Annotated in this window: 15 protein-coding genes; 10 read left to right on the top strand and 5 right to left on the bottom strand. The window is 55.2% G+C overall.

The window, feature by feature from the left end; genetic code table 11:
* The first annotated feature begins 267 nt into the window (after nucleotides 1-267).
* Nucleotides 268-2,886: a conjugal transfer mating pair stabilization protein TraN gene (gene traN, locus QMX98_RS05000; RefSeq protein WP_102685500.1), complete on the top strand. Its 2,619-nt coding sequence runs from the start codon at nucleotides 268-270 to the stop codon at nucleotides 2,884-2,886.
* Between the two features lie 49 nt (nucleotides 2,887-2,935).
* Here the strand turns inward: traN and QMX98_RS04995 are convergent, their stop codons facing one another.
* The 5 genes from QMX98_RS04995 to QMX98_RS04975 form a co-directional block, all read right to left on the bottom strand.
* The gene (locus tag QMX98_RS04995; protein WP_102685501.1) at nucleotides 2,936-3,772 is read right to left on the bottom strand and encodes a hypothetical protein; all 837 of its coding nucleotides are present in this window, start codon (nucleotides 3,770-3,772) and stop codon (nucleotides 2,936-2,938) included.
* A gap of 81 nt (nucleotides 3,773-3,853) precedes the next feature.
* Complete coding sequence (gene csrA, locus QMX98_RS04990; protein WP_102685502.1) at nucleotides 3,854-4,027, bottom strand: carbon storage regulator CsrA; 174 nt, start codon at nucleotides 4,025-4,027, stop codon at nucleotides 3,854-3,856.
* A gap of 10 nt (nucleotides 4,028-4,037) precedes the next feature.
* A complete protein-coding gene (locus tag QMX98_RS04985; protein WP_102685503.1) occupies nucleotides 4,038-4,946 on the bottom strand; it encodes a hypothetical protein in 909 nt (302 codons plus the stop codon).
* 408 nt (nucleotides 4,947-5,354) lie between these two features.
* Nucleotides 5,355-6,203 carry a DsbA family protein gene (locus QMX98_RS04980; RefSeq protein ID WP_124097839.1) on the bottom strand — a complete coding sequence of 283 codons (849 nt, stop codon included), beginning with the start codon at nucleotides 6,201-6,203 and terminating at the stop codon, nucleotides 5,355-5,357.
* A 6-nt stretch (nucleotides 6,204-6,209) separates the two neighbouring features.
* Nucleotides 6,210-6,767: a hypothetical protein gene (locus QMX98_RS04975; protein WP_017849501.1), complete on the bottom strand. Its 558-nt coding sequence runs from the start codon at nucleotides 6,765-6,767 to the stop codon at nucleotides 6,210-6,212.
* A gap of 422 nt (nucleotides 6,768-7,189) precedes the next feature.
* On the opposite strand from QMX98_RS04975, the gene QMX98_RS04970 reads away from it, so the two are divergent.
* The 9 genes from QMX98_RS04970 to traD all read left to right on the top strand — a co-directional run bounded on the left by QMX98_RS04970 (nucleotide 7,190) and on the right by traD (nucleotide 16,731).
* Nucleotides 7,190-7,705 (top strand): single-stranded DNA-binding protein, encoded by a 516-nt coding sequence (locus QMX98_RS04970; protein WP_128655736.1) that lies wholly within the window; start codon nucleotides 7,190-7,192, stop codon nucleotides 7,703-7,705.
* A gap of 67 nt (nucleotides 7,706-7,772) precedes the next feature.
* Nucleotides 7,773-8,864 (top strand): RecT family recombinase, encoded by a 1,092-nt coding sequence (locus QMX98_RS04965; protein WP_128655738.1) that lies wholly within the window; start codon nucleotides 7,773-7,775, stop codon nucleotides 8,862-8,864.
* A gap of 242 nt (nucleotides 8,865-9,106) precedes the next feature.
* Nucleotides 9,107-9,733 (top strand): hypothetical protein, encoded by a 627-nt coding sequence (locus QMX98_RS04960; RefSeq protein ID WP_128655741.1) that lies wholly within the window; start codon nucleotides 9,107-9,109, stop codon nucleotides 9,731-9,733.
* Between the two features lie 83 nt (nucleotides 9,734-9,816).
* A complete protein-coding gene (locus QMX98_RS04955) occupies nucleotides 9,817-9,996 on the top strand; it encodes a hypothetical protein (protein WP_128655743.1) in 180 nt (59 codons plus the stop codon).
* Nucleotides 9,977-10,480, top strand: a complete 504-nt coding sequence (locus QMX98_RS04950; protein WP_128655745.1) for a hypothetical protein — start codon at nucleotides 9,977-9,979, stop codon at nucleotides 10,478-10,480. The genes QMX98_RS04955 and QMX98_RS04950 overlap by 20 nt, the downstream gene beginning before the upstream one ends.
* 133 nt (nucleotides 10,481-10,613) lie before the next feature.
* Nucleotides 10,614-11,222 (top strand): hypothetical protein, encoded by a 609-nt coding sequence (locus tag QMX98_RS04945; RefSeq protein WP_013100894.1) that lies wholly within the window; start codon nucleotides 10,614-10,616, stop codon nucleotides 11,220-11,222.
* Complete coding sequence (locus QMX98_RS04940; RefSeq protein WP_013100895.1) at nucleotides 11,209-12,252, top strand: YqaJ viral recombinase family protein; 1,044 nt, start codon at nucleotides 11,209-11,211, stop codon at nucleotides 12,250-12,252. The genes QMX98_RS04945 and QMX98_RS04940 overlap by 14 nt, the downstream gene beginning before the upstream one ends.
* Before the next feature lie 100 nt (nucleotides 12,253-12,352).
* Complete coding sequence (gene mobH / locus QMX98_RS04935; protein ID WP_282410356.1) at nucleotides 12,353-14,905, top strand: MobH family relaxase; 2,553 nt, start codon at nucleotides 12,353-12,355, stop codon at nucleotides 14,903-14,905.
* Nucleotides 14,902-16,731 carry a conjugative transfer system coupling protein TraD gene (gene traD / locus QMX98_RS04930; RefSeq protein ID WP_147811269.1) on the top strand — a complete coding sequence of 610 codons (1,830 nt, stop codon included), beginning with the start codon at nucleotides 14,902-14,904 and terminating at the stop codon, nucleotides 16,729-16,731. The genes mobH and traD overlap by 4 nt, the downstream gene beginning before the upstream one ends.
* Nucleotides 16,732-16,737: the final 6 nt, after the last annotated feature.

Genomic DNA, 16,737 nt, shown 5'->3' with positions numbered 1-16,737 from the left:
TCTTGCTGGAATTAGCGAAGGAAACATGCACCAGCAGTAGGTGAAGCATCAACCAGATAATCCGATGAGATGCCGGTCTGTCTCACTCTCATGCAAAGGTAAGATCAACCATTTAATCCGCTTACCCCAAAAACACAGCGAGCCCCGGCCGGTGACCCCACCAGCCGGGGCTTTGCTTTTTCAGGCGATTTTGTTGCCTGAAACCGCGCCATCATTTCTCACCCTTCCCCTAGCATCGAAGCATCCCCATTTTTGGACATGCGATCGATGCGACAACCACTCAAAACAACGCTGAGACGGCTGGTCAACGTGACCGTGATCGGCCTGTATCTCAACAGCATGACCTTCACAGCCTGGGCCGACGCTGTGACAGCAGGATCTGCGGCCGGTCAATCGGTAGGCCAGCAGGCACTTCAGGTATTCGATGGTGGGGACGCCTCCGTCACGCTTCAGGATCTTTTCCCTGAAACTGGAGACACTGCCTCGCTCGAGAACGTCTACGGCGACGATGTGAAGACGATCGATCTCGGGTTGCGAGCAAATACCCGCCTCCAATCGGAATCGTCCTCTGAGGGAGAGGCATACCGAACCCTGATCGACAGCGGCAACCGCATGTCGGTAGATCTCTCCAACGACCCTATGCTCAATCAGGCTGATCAAGTTCGTTCCCCTGACTTCATGGATGGGTTTAAGCAGAACTTCGCGGACTGCACCTCTACCGAAGTTTTTGAGAACGTGACGAAAAACGCCCATGTTGCCAATTACAAAACATGTGAGCGCGTCGTGGATCAAGGCGGAAACGTTGAGTTCCTGCATGACTACAAGGTAGGTGTAATCGAATACGTTTCCGGGCAGCCAAACTTTCAGTCGTGCGGACCAGGTTGCTTGTACATCTGGGTCGGCACGGTAGGAGACAACTACTGGAGCGGGAACTGCAAAATCTATGAGGAGTACACCCGATTCCGCGTGATAGCCAAGGACGCCATTATTTCAGCTACCGTCGACAGAGCTGTTTTCGACGATTATTTCCAAATCCTTTTCAATGACGAAATGCTTTGGACGCACACACCTGGTGTCTTCCCGCCGGAAACAGCTGGAAGCTGCGAACGCGGAACAAGCTGGAACGTAGCTCCGAACAAGGTGATCACTGACAAGTTCGGCAGCGATGATGACGTGATCACGTTCAAAACCCGCACCTCGGTTACCGGTGGTGGTGAGGGTTACGCCCGCATCAAGATCATCTATGACCCGGCAAAGGCGTTCGTTGATAAAGGCTGGGGCCCAGAAGAGCGCCTGCCAATGTTCGACATGATCAAGGATGGGTTCTGCACCAACGCACAGATGTCGTGCACCTCTATGCCGGCAGTTGATGCTAACGGGTGTACCGAAACCAATGGCGTTCAGATCTGCCGTTCTGACATGCCACCATCCCCGCACCCGAGCATTGATCCTCTTTGCAAGAAGGCCCAGGTAAGCGCCGAGTGCTCCTACTACAAGGGGAATATGGATTGCTACACGGACGCCCAGGGTGTGCAGCGGTGCCCCTCAAATGATGGCGGTAACCTGAATACCTGCACCCAATACGAGCAGAATCCCAGCTGTGGTTTTATCTCTCAAGGCTGTATTGATGGCGCAAAAGGCGAGACAGGCTCGTGCTATGCCTTCGAGGAGGTCTGGGACTGCGGTTATGACACCAGCTACGAAACCATCGTGAACACTGGGGCACAAATCGAATGCCCTGGTGGGGCGCGCTGTATGGGCAGTGAGTGTTTCGACTCGTCGAACACGAAAAGCGGCGATTTTGCCTATGCGGTGGCCATGCTTCAGGTTGCTCAGTTTGCTGAGCACGACTTGGACTGCGGTGGTGATGGTACCGATATCAACCAGGCCAATGACTGCAAGGTGTTCAAAGGCGAGGCTATGGAGTGCAAGAAGGCGCTGGGTGGCTACGTCGACTGCTGTGAAGCCCCAGAAAGCGTGTCCATCTTCGACTATGTGAATCTGACGATGAATACACTGAAGATGACCAGCTCGCTCGAGGCATTGAGCAGGACAGGAAATCTCTTTGCTCCGGGGTACTGGGCTGCGGGTACTGAAGCGGCGATGTCTGTTGGCTCCTCGGTTATCAAGGGCCAGTGGGGCACCATTGTGGATAGCGCCACTGCTGCGTTCCAGAAGGGCTTTGAGGGCGCGGTACAGGAAACCCTGATGAGCGAACTTCAGCAATGGCTCATGCAGCAGGCTTATGACGCGATGGTTGAGATGGGGGCGACGGCTGCGGCCGACGCGGTATTTGCCACCGGAGCAGATGGCGCGGTTACCGGTCTGGGGTCGCAAGCTGCGATGGTTGTGAACATCATCGGCTGGGTGTACATGGTTTACGTGATCGTGGATCTGCTGATCAACATCATCTGGGAATGCGAACAGAAGGAATTCGAGCTGGGTGCAAAAAAAGAAACGCGGCAATGCCACTTCGTTGGCAGCTATTGCGCATCCGAAGCTCTTGGCTCTTGCGTCGAAAAACGAGAAGCCTATTGCTGCTTCGGCTCGGTTGTGGCCCGGATCATTCAAGAGTCAGCCCGTGAGCAACTGGGTTTGGGATGGGGTGACGTGAAGTCACCTACGTGCGAAGGAATTACGCCAGCTCAGATGGCGCAAATGGATTGGTCCCGTGTGGATCTGTCTGAGTGGATCGGTATGCTGAATCTTGCAGGGCGGCTGCCAACCGCGAACACCGTATCGCTTGAGGACGTGACAGGAAGTGGAAGTAGACTTCAGATAACGCAGGGTGAGACGCGGCTCAACACGCTAGACCGGAACTTGCAGAGGCTAGAGGGTTTCGATGTTGACGCGGTGAAGAGAAAAGCTGAGGAAGATATGAGATAAAAAGAAGCCCCGCCAAGTGCGGGGCTTCTTGTATTAATGGCGGCGTTTGCTATTTCCCAATGAAATACATCGCCTGGCCTTTATTGATGATGCGCGCGGGTACAGAGTTCTTTCGCAGCTTCTGGCCTGGGTGATACATGTAGAACCACTCCGGCAGAATTTCGGAAATTTTAGTCATGGCTTCCAAGGTCGTTATGTCGTTCTTTATTCCATCAACTGTGTACTGCTCATTGAGAATGAAGATTGGCCCATATGCCTCGGCGGCATTAATAAAGCTCGGTGGGGGCGTGGCTCTGTCGGCAAATTGCACGGGAGTTTCTTTCACGAAAGCTGCGGGACTATCGTAGGCCTTCCCGTGACCTGACGGATACTTACCTACCAGCGATTTGAGTTTTGAGCGGTTATGAGGAAAGGCTTTGACTCGCGCCTCCTCAATTAGCTTCAAGACCAGGGCAGACGCTTCTTCGGGCGATTTTGCCAGCGTGCTGGGTACCCAAGCGGCAGTCTGGTAGGTGCGAGCTGGATCGCTCGAGCCGCCGAGGAGGAAGAGGCCTACCCCTAGGCCAAGAGCTGCATTGCTGCTGACACCAGGAGGAGGCGACGCATAGCCGCCTGCGGCAACAGCAGCGTCCGCCACACTCGAGCCTCCTGTACTAGGAGTCGCCGTGGTCGGGTCGGATACAACGAATTCTCGGGGAACATCACGCTGACCAGAAATGTTCATGGCAGTCAGAACGTGCATCGCATCAGACCATTTTTCCTTCGGCACATTCTGCGGGTCAGGCAGTTGTACGGTGGGTGCCTTCGGCGAGGAAGAGCACCCGACCAGGAGAGCAATAGCTGCGGCGAGAAGCCCGGTGCGAATCGTTATACTGCGGTTCTTCATGGTGAAACTCCTTTTTTCGATAGCCATAGGTTACCGTCTTCGGCGGCGATCCCAAGCGAAGTCGAACGACCGACTATGTGATCAGGGTGTTTTTTCGTTCTGGATGCGCTGGTAGATCTCTTCGCGGTAGATCTTCACCTCTTTCGGCGCTTCAAACGCCAACCTGACCGTACCGTTCGCAGCCTTTGTGACGATCACCTGTATGTCGTTGCCGAGCCGAATCGACTCCCCTACCTTGCGCTCAATGTGCAGCATTACTGCCTCCTCAGGCTTCAGCCGTGTTCTGGCTGGCCTCATACTTCTCCAGGATCTTCAGCAACGATTCCGCCGCCTTCGAGTCAAGCCGCAACTCATGCTGCGCATCGCCCCCGGACTTGAGTTGATCGCGCAGGCTTCCTGTAAGGCCGCTCAGTGCGCTGAACGCACTCATGGCTTCCTTGGGTGTCACCTTGAACTTGCCAAGCGCCTTGTTGGCGTCTGAGCCCGTTGCGCGGGTACGACCGGAGGCCTTTGCTCCTTCGATCATCCCCAGCAGCTTTGGATATGGGTCTTGCCCAGTTCCTCGCAGCTCCACCAGAACATCAATGACAGGCGACGCTTTAATTGCGCCGTCGCGAACGAGCTGTTTGACGTTCTCCTCGGCGTTGGCGAGAAGCAGCAGTCGCTCAACATGAGTGACGCTCCTGTTCATGCGATCGGCGATTTGGGCTGGAATCCAGTTTTGCCCGGCCAGGCGCTTGTAGCCTTCTCCTCGCTCCAGCGGCAGCAGCTCTTTGCCTTCGCTGGTCTTGATCATCATCACAACAGCGTCGGACTGATTTCCTTTGAACTCGTTGACCATCAGGCCTGGAAGATTTGCACCGCGCCCATCTGCGATGCGAGCGCCAGTGAGGCGATGGTGGCCTTCTCGGATCACGAGGCGAGGGTTGCCGTCGATGATCTTCAGTTCTGCGACGACTGGAGGCACATACAGGCCCTGCTCATAAGACTTGGCGAAGCCTTCGGCATGGTCAGGATCGATGGGCCTCAGATTGAAGCCTTCTTCAATTGCAAACCAGTCAAGCGGTGCAATGTAGATGTTGTTGCGAATCATCTGTTCGTCGCGTGGAACACCAGTTTTCTTCAGGTGTTCGTCCAACTGGCGAAACGATGCAATGCGTGGTAGATCGTTCATGGCGTATCTCCCTGATACGTTTATTGAGGTGTGCTCAGTACATCACTGCTCTGGAATATCCCAAGCACAAGAAAAACCCCGCCGGAGCGGGGTTGGAGTCATCGACTCGTAGGAGGTGAATCCGGGAAGTGACCAAGCCGCTCCTCAAATACGAGCCGGCTATGACCACAATCCCAGAGAGAGAACATCAGCCCTGTGCTCATGTCAGCGGCGATAAAATCCTCTCCGTTTGGAATGAGGGTGTATCCGTTGGCTGAGATGAGATCGAAAACCTCATCCCAGCTACTGGCCCTGCGTAGCGCACGGAAAAGGCCCACCCGACCTTCTAGCTGCTGGGTCATGGCGTCACGAGCGCCCCAAAGCGCACGAGTGCCGCCGGCGTCTAGCCGGTCGGCCCATTCATCCAGCCTATTGAGCACCGATCTCATTGGCCGCGCCCTCAGCAGGGGTATCCAGCTTGTCCTGGTTGGGAGCCTCGTCGCGCATTTTGACCAGCTGCTGCATGGTTTGGAGTAGCACCTGCGTGCTTTGGGCACCCTTCACCAGCAGTTTGTTGCCTGTCAGGTTGTCGACTACGACCGTTGCTGGCGTGCCGGTGACACCCATGTTCGTGCCTTTCTTCACCTGGCCTTCGATCAAGGCCCGGTACTTGCCGCTTTCCATGCACTGACGATAGGCATCAAGGGGAGCACCAACCTCCTGCGCAAGACGCTCTACGTCCTCGACACCTTGGCCATTGAGTTGAGTGCGAGCGAACCATTCGCCAGTAAAGGCCCAGAAGGCTTTGTTGCCGGCAACCTCGCCCACGCACTCAGAGGCGTGAGCTGCCACTTCCGCTGCGGGGTTGTGGAAGGCCAGGGGGTAATGCTGCCATTCCCAGTTAATGCGCCCTTCGGACTTGTCAGCCATCTGCTTTGGCGTGTCATGGAAGCGCTTGCAATAAGGGCATTCCAGGTCAACGAACTCGACCAAGGTGAACTGGGCGTCCTTGCTGCCGTAGATGTGCCGACCTTCAATGGTGGTGTCAGCTGCGCCGCTCCACTTCGAGAGAATTTTCGCTTTCGCTGCGTTGATCTTCTCAACTTCACGATCCTTCAGGGTTTTGTCGACCGCGCCTGGCAACTGCTCCACAAGGGCATTTTTTACGGCGATGTCGGTGTAACTCTGACCCATGTGGACAGAGACACCGATAGCAACGGCAGAGGCCACGATGGAAACGCCAATGGCTGTAGCGAGAGTGGGATTGAATTTAGGCATGACGGATCACTTATAGGAGGGGGAAAAAGACGGTTTCAGGTGAAGAGGGACATCCTTCGGGGTGCCTTCGACGAGAATGACCCACTCCTCGTAGCTCAACCGTTGAGCCCCTTTGCAGAGCTTGTTCCGGACGGCAATGTAGTCATCGACCGAACCGGCCGCGTTGGCCAAGGTGACGATGCGCTCGCTTGCAGCGGGTTGGCCAAGAGCAAAGGCCTGCGCCACATTTTCAGAGTCAGCACAGTTGGCCTGGAACATGGATGAGGGGACTGCAACGCTATCGTTCGTTGTAAGGCGTGCTTGCAGCTCTGGGTGAAGCTTCCCGGCCGGGGTCTCGAGAACATCGAGGCTGCCAAGAACGGGTTGATAGGTGGGTTTTCGCAATGCTGCACCGCCTCGGCCCGTATGCCCCCAGCTGGTGTGGTATTCGCGCATGTCGGGCTCGTAGCTTGCGACCTCGAATGGCGTGCCTGGGGCAGGGGGTTCTGGCTTGTTGGCACAACCCGCTGTGAGCGCCAAGCCAATGGCCAGGCCTAGCGGCAGTAGAGATTTAAGGTGGTGCATGGTTGATCCTCTGAGGCTGGTAAGGATCATTTTCCTCTGTACAGAAAAGGGGATGGCCCGTTTTCAGGACGAAAAAGCGACTGAAAAACGCCGACAAAAAACCCGCTTGCCATTGGATTCTGCTTGTTGCAGACTTCCTATCACGTCGAGTAGCTCGGCGTTATAAATCCGGATTGCATGCCTTGCAGTCCATCTAGCAGGCCCAGCGCCTCATGGTTGAATCTCAACCATCATGAATTCCCAGATTAAGTCAGCCCACATGTGTGGACTGATTTAGTCATGCGCTTCGTCGCATGGTCGGCTTGTTGGCCGTCTCAAAAGTACAACCAAAAACCCATGAAAAACCAAACCCCAACGGGGCTGCTATTGCCCCCGTATTGGGGTAATGCCGCCCCGTAGTTCTATCTAAATGGAGAAATACTATGGCTCGCGGCGTAAATAAAGTGATCTTGGTTGGCACCTGTGGTCAAGATCCAGAAACTCGCTACTTACCGAACGGTAATGCAGTAACCAATCTCAGCCTTGCAACAAGTGAGCAGTGGACTGACAAGCAAACGGGACAGAAAGTCGAAAGGACCGAATGGCACCGTGTTTCATTGTTTGGGAAAGTCGCTGAAATCGCTGGTGAGTATCTGCGGAAAGGATCGCAGGTATACATCGAAGGTAAGCTTCAAACACGAGAGTGGGAAAAAGACGGTATCAAACGGTACACCACCGAAATTATCGTCGACATGCAGGGCAGAATGCAGCTCCTGGGTGGTAGGCCAGAGCGCGACAACTCTCAAGGGCAACCCCGTGAGCAGCGTCCGCAACAGCAACAACAACGTCCTAGTCAGTCACCACGCGATCCTGCTCCACAGCATGATCAGCATTTTGACAGCTTCGACGACGACATCCCTTTTGCCCCAATTAGCCGTTTGCTTCTAAACATCATCTAATCAGGCAGAAGTCAGTCAAGAATTAACGCACCTTCGGGTGCGTTTTCTTTTTAGAAAGGAAAATGAAATGAGCGATAACTTCCAAAACGCAGTTGCAATTATTGCGAAGCAAGAAGATAAGTTCATCAAGCTGGTGGAGTCGTCGAAGACTGACGTTTTGTTCAAAAATGAGCTGCTGTTTGCATCGCAGGCCATGATGAACAACGACTATCTGTGCAAGTGCGCGACTACTAACCCGTTAAGCCTTAGAAATGCGTTCAGCCAGGTTGCGGCATACGGATTGACTCTTAATCAATCTCGACAGCTTGCGTACTTGGTGCCCCGAGACGGGCAGGTGGTTTTGGACGTGTCCTGGAGGGGCATGGTCAAGGTCGCTGTGAACGACGGCGCGATCCGTGATTGCATCGTTGAATTGGTCTACTCGAAAGACAAATTCGAGTACAGAGGGAAGCGACAAAGCCCGACCCACACCTTCAACCCCTTCGACAAGAAGGCTGATCGTGGGGAGTTTGTAGGTTGCTACGTCGAAGCTCTTCTGCCGGATGGCCGCGTTCACGTTGAGGCGGTTACCGCTGATGAAATCAATGCTGCTCGCGATGCTTCGGAGCTGTGGAAACGCAAGAAGAAAGGCCCTTGGGTTGACTTCGAAGATTCCATGCGCAAGAAGTCGGCTATCAAGATTGCAAGGAAATACTGGCCTCAGACCGGCTCAAAGCTGGACGGAGTGATTCAGTACCTCAATACAGACGCTGGGGAAGGGTTCTCTTCCAACGATGTACCAGTTGAAGTTGTTGAGCGATATATGGGCGCTGCTGATGTGGTGGAAACTGAGCCGTTGCCGACCTCTAACCAGGTTAATCAGCAGCCAGAACCCACCGTAAACCCCGAACAGGCCGCTAAACCAGAGGTTGCAGATCCTGCCCCGGCAGACGATGTGATTGAAGGTGAAGTTGTCCGTGATGGAAGCCAAGTCCCGCCACCTGCTGATTTACCTGCAAAGGTGATCAAGAAGGTTGCGGAAGTTGTTCGGCGTGCTCGTGATGCCAATAGTTGGGAGCCGGCGTTCGAGTACGTTTCGACGTGGCGTGTAGACGCTCGGGATTACGCTGTAACCCAGTTGAAAGCTGCGCAGTACGTTGCTCAGTCGCAAGGCGAGTGACGCAAAAAAAACGCTTTGGGGGGCCTTGTTGCATAGGGCGCTTCGAACTGACCACAACCCTACGGGGCTTTCCCGTAAGGGGGGCTCCGTCAGTTAAAAAGGAACCAATCAGATGGCTGACTTGATCGTCTTCATCCTGACCCTGCTGCTGCCGTAAGGCATCTGCAAATAAACTCCCTGACGGGGCATATCGCCCCCAAGGGGTGCATTGCCCTCGTCGTTTTTTGAGAATGGAAAACGATATGGCAACTGCACAACCGAAAGTCACCGTACAGCTCATGCAGGACACCGACGCAGAGAACCCGCGCAAGTGGGACAACCTTGCAATGATGGTCTGCGCTCATCGCCGCTACATTCTGGGTGATGAGGATGGAGCTACTGAGGCGCTTGACCTGATCTACGAGCACCTGTCCGAAAGGCAGCTCAACGAGATGGGCTTCGACTCAACTCATGTACCTGATATCCAACAAGCTCTCGAAATGACAGGCAAGGCGATCATCATGCCGCTGTATCTCTACGATCACAGCGGCATCACGATGAAAACCAAGCCGTTCGCCTGTCCCTGGGACAGTGGGCAAGTGGGCTTTATTTTCGTGAGCAAGGCGAAAGTGTGTGCTGAGCAGGGCTGGAAACGGCTGAACAAGGCACGCACCGAAAAAGTAACCGCCATGCTGGTTGGGGAGGTCGTGGTTTATGACCAGTACCTGACCGGCGATGTGTGGGGCTTCAAGGTAGTTGAAAACGGCGAGGAGACAGATAGCTGCTGGGGTTTCTATGGCAGCGATCCGCTTTCTAACGGCGTAGTAGAGCATCTTGCAGGCCAAGCAAAGCAGCTGGTTGAAGCTGGGCAATACCAGCGTATCAACTGAGTAATCGCTATCCCTGAGGGGCACCGCCCCCTCAGGGAAGGTGCCTCTTTTTCAGGGCTAAATAACTGAGAAGGAGATACACCATGCGGACTTACATCCTATCGATGACCATCCTGCATACACGGCAGAAGGCTACCTTCCGTTGTGAAGCAACCACCTTCGGCGAAGCGATCGACAAAGCAGAGAAGGCCCATCCGGGCTTTTTTGCCGTTCTGACCCACTCCCTTCCAGGAGAGCAGAACAATGCGACCGTCAACCGTTGAGGGCCTGAAGGACTCCCTTGCTAGCTGGGGGGAGATGAAAGAAGAGGGTGGTGCGTTCGCTGAATACGCTGACGAAATGATCGAGCAATTTCAGGTGAAGCTCATTCTCCTGGAATACCTGCTCTGTCAGTTCACTATCCACGGCCTTGGCTTAACGCTGAAGCATCGGAGCCGGGATGCCTGGGGTGTACTTCTCCCAGATGCATCTCAGCAAGGGCGATTTCGGTGGCAGGCGTTTCAACGTGATGGTTTCACCGGCCATTGCGCGCATGACACGCCGGAACTGTGCATTGGCGACATGCTTGACGATGGATACGCGCTTCTCGATATGGGAGCACTTGATCGATTGTCGGGTACCGCTGAATGGCAACGCGGCATGGAAATCGTCGCAGTGATTCAGGCCTGCAATGCAGGTCAGTTGAGCTTCGAGGACGCCATGCTAAAGCGAGAAGAAATCTACTCCCGCTACGCGATTGCTGCGTAAGCGTGAGCATCACTGGAAACACCAGAGAAAAAACATCCCCCAAAGGGCGACAGCCCTTTGGGGTTTTCGCCTTTTCGGGGCTGCCACTTGGGTTTTCGAGCCTTGGTGGTGAACTTGAGAAAAGGAGAAATCAATGAAGACCTTTGAGTCATGCTGCAAGGCATTCCATGCCGTAGAAGCCGCAATCGTCGCTCACCGCAATTCGGAGTTAGGAGTCGAGATCCAAGAAAAAACCATGTTGGGGAAACTCAGCATGTTCATGGATCTGGATAACTGGCCTGAGAACCCTGACCTTCAGGGATTGACGGAAGCAGACGAAAAGCAGCTGCGCGAATGGGGTGTTGTTTACAGTAAGCGGCTCCAGGACTTCCATGCGAAGGCCGAAGAGCTGAGAAAGGAGCGGTATAACGCCGTCTGTAGGGCGTTACGGCTGCTCGGAGAAGAAATTGGCTTGCAGTTCAACTTCTTCACATCAGGCCCACTAGATGAGCGCATAGCGAATGTGCTGAGCCATGCTGACTTGCTACGCAAGACGCTGCTTGACGGGCTCGGCTATGTCGATGTGCTTGATCCAGAAACAAACTTTGCGAAGGGCTTCTACAGCACCACAAAGTTGAAGAAAACCGAGCTGTTCCACGACCTGAAGCTCTGTGCTGAGTTCCGTAACAACGGTGTTCTGCATGCGTATGAGGTAATGGCCAGGCTGGGGTTCCATGAGGGTGTCGACAATGAAAATCGTTGACATCGCGCAGCGGACTCCTGATTGGCACGAGTGGCGAAGGGAAGGCATCAGTGCAACCAGTTGCGCTGTCATCATGGGTGAAAACCCTGATAAAACGCCCCTGGAGCTGTGGAAGGAATTGGTTGGAATTGTCGAGCCAGCTGACTTGTCGGTAATCCCGCAGGTTAGGAGGGGAGTCAAATTCGAACCGCTAGCGCTACAAGCCTTTGAGGATAAGTACGGCAAGATGGCTTTGCCGTTCTGTGCAGAGTCGACCGCATACCCTTTTATTCGGGCATCGTTCGATGGGGTTCTGGATGACAAGTCTCCGGTAGAGATCAAGAATCTCTCCGAAACCAACCATCTGGAGGTGCTGCAACTCAGGGAGCATAGCAAGGCATTTAAGCTGTACCGCTGGCAAGTGATGCACCAGATGATCGTCAGTGGAGCACGGCGCGGTTACCTGTGGTTTTGGTCGCCGAAGCATGAACCCTGCTGTTTGATCGTTGACTGGGATGACCTTCTGGTGAGACGAATCATTCAGGCAGAAGAAATCTTCTGGGGGCTGGTGATGCGCGGTGTGCCGCCTGAGGCCGATCCAAAGCGGGACGTTATTCCGCTGGATAGGCTGGACCTGGCTGCATGGCGTCCGCTAGCAAATGCCAGGAGAGCGAAGGAGAGCAAGATTGCTGAGCTGAAGGCCCAGTTGAAAGTGCTCACCAAGGAAGCAAAAGACCTTGAGGCCGAGATCCTGCCGTTGCTGGGGGAGTTCCGCCGGGCCGATGCTCTGGGTGTGAAAGTCACGAGCTACGAAGTGGCTGGCACTGTGGATTGGAAAGGTGTTGCGCACGAGCTGGAGGCGGTTATTCCGCCCGATGTGATCGCGAGACACCAGACCGGTTCGTCAATGGCTACGCGGGTCTCTGTGGATGCCTCCTACGATGAAAGTAAGGCCAAACCTGAGCCGTTGCCCCGCATACGGCAAAAGGTGGACGCAATAAATGAGACGGTCGAAGAGCCGTCACAGTTTTTCGGAACCTTCTGGTTCTAACCCCTCAGCCCGGCACTTGCCGGGCTTTTTTTCGACCATAAAACTGCCTGAAAACGAAACTCAAGGCGGTATCCCTCACGCATCATTCTCAGCACACAACATGGCCGAGAAGCGTATGCCTCCATTTTCATTCCTGAAACGCCTGTGGCCTCGAAGCGAGCGTGCCCTTACGGACAGCTTCGCGCACCCGGCCGAGCAGATGATTACTCCTGAAATCAAGCGGTACCTGGAGAACCATAACTGGCGAAACCTTCGGTACCCACCTTACCAAGAGGGTTATCCAGGGCTGGTTAGCGGGCAGTGGTTCATGCGCAATTATCAGCACGAGCTGTTCGATCGGATTATTCATTCAGTCGGAATGCCTGCCAGTGACCTCAAGCTCTACGTTGAGCCGATCCTGGTGAATTTCGCCGAATTGGCGCACATGCTGCCGGCGTCGGAGAACCACCATCACTCCGGCCCAGGGGGGTTGCTCCGACATAGCCTTGAGGTCGCCTCGCTCACCCTGGATGGGTGCCTTACGACAGCCTTTGATACAAACGAGACCCCGGCACGGCGAAGCATGCGCCTGCGTCGGTGGTACGTCGCGGGCATCGCGTCAGGGCTGCTACACGACGCAGGGAAGCCTCTCACGGATATTCGCGCCACCGATTTTGAAGGCAACAACCAGTGGATCTACGCGCAGGAAACGCTTCATGACTGGTCTGTGCGCAACAAGTTGACCCGCTATTTCCTGCATTGGAATTCCAATAGGCATGGGAATCACGTTCAGGTCTCTGTAGCGCAAGCAACACGGATCATTCCGCCAGCCGTACAGGCGTGGCTGATTGAAGGTGGCCACGACATCTATGAAGCGCTCCTCGATGCAATTTCCGGGAGCGGAAGCTCGCCTCTGACCGAGTTGGTCAAGTGGGCCGACTCTGCATCCACCAAGCGTGACCTCAATCGAGGCTCGAATAATGGCGGGGGCAATGCAACAGGTGTCCCGGTACCGCGGTTGGTGTCGGATGCAATGCTGCGGTTGCTGAGTGACGGAACCTGGAAGATCAACACGCCTGCCGGCCGCGTATGGGTTGCAACTGATGGCGTCTACATCGCTTGGAACCAGGGTGCCGAGGAGATTGTGAGCATGCTGGTCGGTGATGGGGTTGTGGCCATCCCGCGATCACCTGACACGCTAATTGGTACCTTGGTAGAGCACGGGATAGCAGAGAGAGCCCCAAACGGCGACCTGTACTGGCTGGTTACGCCTCACCTTCTGCGCAAGAACGGCAAAGGCCCGGCGCTGCGCTGCATGAAGCTTGTGAATCCGGACATCCTTTTTCCAACCACACCGATTCCGCCGCCAGTTTCCATCAGCCTTGGGAAGGAGGGAAAGCAGAAGGATGTCATTGCTCCTAACGATACGGCTGGCGCAGCAGCGAACGCGCTGAGTGAGCATCAGGAAGACCTGTTTGGGGCTGATCTGACTGGGGACTCGAGCGGGGATACTGACGCTGATTCGGGGCCTACACCTCCAAAAGAATCCGCATCGTCGAAACCAGCAAGAAAGAAAAAAGCGGCTCCAAGGCAAGCAGCTCCGGTACCAACAACCGCCTCTTCAGGGGTTAGCCTCAAACAAGCGCAGAACCCCGCCGAAGACGCCCCTGTGGGTGTGGAGTCAGCGCCGGCAGCTGACGATACGGCTGCAATTGCTTCCTCCCAACCAGAGGAAGCTTTGGATGCTGAGGAGGAGGAAGAAGCACCTCAGGAGCCACCTGCCAGCCTTGAGGAAATGCTGCTTTTCTTGAGTCCCCATTCCCCGGCGGCTGAGCCCCTTCAAGAAGAACCACTCCCGGCCGCTGAGGCTGAAAGTAGCACCGAGCCCTCTGACGCTGATACCCAAGTCGGATCAGAGCAAGGGGCGCAGGAGCTGTTGCCTCGTCAGGAAAAGATCTCCCTCAACTCCATCATGGGGCAAGGCAAACGCACGCCTAAAACTACGCCTCCGTTGGAATCGAAGAAGCAGAAAGTTGGAGAAGCCGGCCCTGTGGAAAATGAGGTCCCAGGCGCTGGCAGTATCCTGCCAGCGGATGTCGTGTCGAAGCTCACAGCGCACGAATGCTACCTGTTGGAACAACAACCTGAGCTTGCCCAAAAGCTCATCACCGCGACTCAAGACCCAGAGAACGCGGCATTAGCAAGAAACAAGGTATTCGTTCGACTGGGAAAATCTTCGTTCCTTGCTGAAGACATCCACCCGCTCGTCCATGCGGGCTGGTTGTGGCAGGACATTACGGTCGAAGGGCCTGCTCTGACCCGCACGCTACAGTCCCGTGAAGGCTTCATGCTCACCGCCGACTACAGCGTCATCTACTGCAAGTTAGCGGAGCTGGACTGGGCTATTCCTCACATATCCCGGCTTCGCGAGGCCGACATCCCAAGCCTCGAGCAAGCTGTGAAGTCGCTGATCGAGAAGGCCGTACTTGAGGAAATAGGCGGGTCGCCTGTGCTCAGCCTCACAACCTACATGCTCACGAATGTCGCTGAGCAGTTCGGTATCACATCAACATCCCTAGAGAACGCAGTGTTCTGCTTCCGCGATGCCGTCAAGGTTGCCAAGCGCAGAAAAATCTTCGTTCGCCCCCTTTACGAGGAGCTTCCCAAAAAATGAGTGAATGGGACTACACCAGTTACTGGCGGAAAAACTACGAGGCGCGGGAAGCTGTTGCGTGGGGTTCGTCCATGCTTGCCGGCACCGCCGTTCAACTGATGACGGAGATGCCGGTAACCCCATACCTGATCACGCTTGGCGTGCAGGCTGGATTCGCCCTGGCGGCCATACCAAGGGCACTCCGCGTTCATAGGGCAAAAGCATGTCTCGTTGGAGCAGATCTCTCCTTCATCACCTTGGAGGAGGTGATGGAGCTGGTGAAGAGACACCCTCACGAGTTCTATTTCGGCGAAGCTTTCCCTTGGCGGCAGCGGCACGGCCAGTACGCATTCGAGCTCCAGGCGATGGATATCGAGGCCATTATCGGTAAGCGTGGCCGCCGCAACGCTGATGTTAAGGGTACGAAATGGATACACGGGATCGGCATGGATGAGGAGGAGCCATGTTTCCGGCCAGCAGACCAGCGTTCGATCCACCACCTCGTACTGGGCACAACAGGGGCCGGTAAGACCCGCTGGTTCGACCTGGCCATATCCCAGTGTATCGCTCGTGGTGAACCGGTGATCGTGATCGATCCGAAAGGCGATAAAGGCCTAGCCGAAACATGTGAGCGGACATGCAAGGCGATGGGGAAGGCCAGCCTGTTCAAATATTTCCACCCTGCGCATCCTGACAAGTCGGTTCGTTTGTCTTTGACCAAGAACTACGGCCGCGCAACTGAAGTTGCCTCCCGTGTCGCAGTGCTGATGAAAAGCGAAGCCGGCGATCCGTTCCAAGCCTTTGCGCAGATGTCCTTGAACAGCGTGATTCAAGCCATGTTGATCTGCAACATCCTGCCCACCCTTGTCGGCCTCAGGAGAACCCTTGAGGGGGATGTTCCTGGGCTGACAATCAAGGTGGTCATGGCCTTCGGTTCAAAGGTCTTCGGTGAAGATGAATTCGCGAGAATGGCCGAATCAGCAATTCTTTCAGCCAAGGTTCGGAACATCGAAGAAAAGGCGAAGGTATTGCGGAAGGTCTATTACAACGACATCGCGAAGGTGGAAGCCAATACCGATCTGGAAGGCCTGCTCACCATGCTCGAGCACGAGCGATCGCACTTCAGCAAGATGATTGCTGGCCTTCTTCCAATCCTGGTGATGCTTACCTCCGGTGAAATGGGGCCGCTGCTTTCCCCGCACACCGACGATGAAGACCCGCGCCGAATCAGTGACTTGAACTCTGTCATCAACGCCGACCAGGTTCTTTACCTGGGCCTCGACTCGCTTGCTGACTCAATGGTGGGCTCAACCATCGGCTCGCTGGCGCTGGCCGATCTGGCATCGACCGCAGGCGAGATCTACAACCACAGGTTGCCCAAGCCGGTGAACATCTTTGTCGACGAGGCTGCTGAGGTGATCAATGACCAGCTCATCCAGCTGCTGAACAAGGGCCGCGGCGCAGGAATAAATCTCTACATCGCAACCCAGACCATCGCCGACTTCAAGGCCCGCATGGGTGACGAAGCCAAGGCCATGCAGGTTCTGGGGAACGCGAACAACATCATCTGCCTCCGCATCCTTGATACCGATACGCAGGAGTTCGTGGCGAAAAAGATGACGCCAACTCGCTACAAATACGTCATGCGTACTCAGGGCAACTCGGCAGGTGAAGGCGGGGTGGTGCAGGGCGGGAATGTTGGTGAGCGCCTTATGCAAGAGGAGGGCGAGCGCTTCCCAACAGCGCTCCTCGGCGAGCTACCAGACCTCGAATATCTCGCAGTGTTTGCGGGCGGCGATATCCGCAAGGGGCGACTGCCCATCCTCACCGGCCCGACTGCCAACTGATTCCGG

Origin of the sequence: Pseudomonas sp. PS02303 (assembly GCF_029959925.1) — a bacterium.
GTDB lineage: Bacteria > Pseudomonadota > Gammaproteobacteria > Pseudomonadales > Pseudomonadaceae > Aquipseudomonas > Aquipseudomonas mandelii.
The sequence above is the reverse complement of the archived record's forward strand: the minus strand, read 5'-3'. Positions and strand labels throughout refer to the sequence as shown.

Bases quoted from the DNA above. Each gene is read 5' to 3' on its own strand.
- mobH (WP_282410356.1), top strand. From the start codon at position 12,353: ATGGCCGAGAAGCGTATGCCTCCATTTTCATTCCTGAAACGCCTGTGG.
- traN (WP_102685500.1), top strand. From the start codon at position 268: ATGCGACAACCACTCAAAACAACGCTGAGACGGCTGGTCAACGTGACC.
- csrA (WP_102685502.1), bottom strand. From the start codon at position 4,027: ATGCTGCACATTGAGCGCAAGGTAGGGGAGTCGATTCGGCTCGGCAAC.
- traD (WP_147811269.1), top strand. From the start codon at position 14,902: ATGAGTGAATGGGACTACACCAGTTACTGGCGGAAAAACTACGAGGCG.
- QMX98_RS04980 (WP_124097839.1), bottom strand. From the start codon at position 6,203: ATGCCTAAATTCAATCCCACTCTCGCTACAGCCATTGGCGTTTCCATC.
- QMX98_RS04955 (WP_128655743.1), top strand. From the start codon at position 9,817: ATGCGGACTTACATCCTATCGATGACCATCCTGCATACACGGCAGAAG.
- QMX98_RS04960 (WP_128655741.1), top strand. From the start codon at position 9,107: ATGGCAACTGCACAACCGAAAGTCACCGTACAGCTCATGCAGGACACC.
- QMX98_RS04995 (WP_102685501.1), bottom strand. From the start codon at position 3,772: ATGAAGAACCGCAGTATAACGATTCGCACCGGGCTTCTCGCCGCAGCT.
- QMX98_RS04975 (WP_017849501.1), bottom strand. From the start codon at position 6,767: ATGCACCACCTTAAATCTCTACTGCCGCTAGGCCTGGCCATTGGCTTG.
- QMX98_RS04985 (WP_102685503.1), bottom strand. From the start codon at position 4,946: ATGAACGATCTACCACGCATTGCATCGTTTCGCCAGTTGGACGAACAC.
- QMX98_RS04940 (WP_013100895.1), top strand. From the start codon at position 11,209: ATGAAAATCGTTGACATCGCGCAGCGGACTCCTGATTGGCACGAGTGG.
- QMX98_RS04945 (WP_013100894.1), top strand. From the start codon at position 10,614: ATGAAGACCTTTGAGTCATGCTGCAAGGCATTCCATGCCGTAGAAGCC.
- QMX98_RS04965 (WP_128655738.1), top strand. From the start codon at position 7,773: ATGAGCGATAACTTCCAAAACGCAGTTGCAATTATTGCGAAGCAAGAA.
- QMX98_RS04970 (WP_128655736.1), top strand. From the start codon at position 7,190: ATGGCTCGCGGCGTAAATAAAGTGATCTTGGTTGGCACCTGTGGTCAA.
- QMX98_RS04950 (WP_128655745.1), top strand. From the start codon at position 9,977: ATGCGACCGTCAACCGTTGAGGGCCTGAAGGACTCCCTTGCTAGCTGG.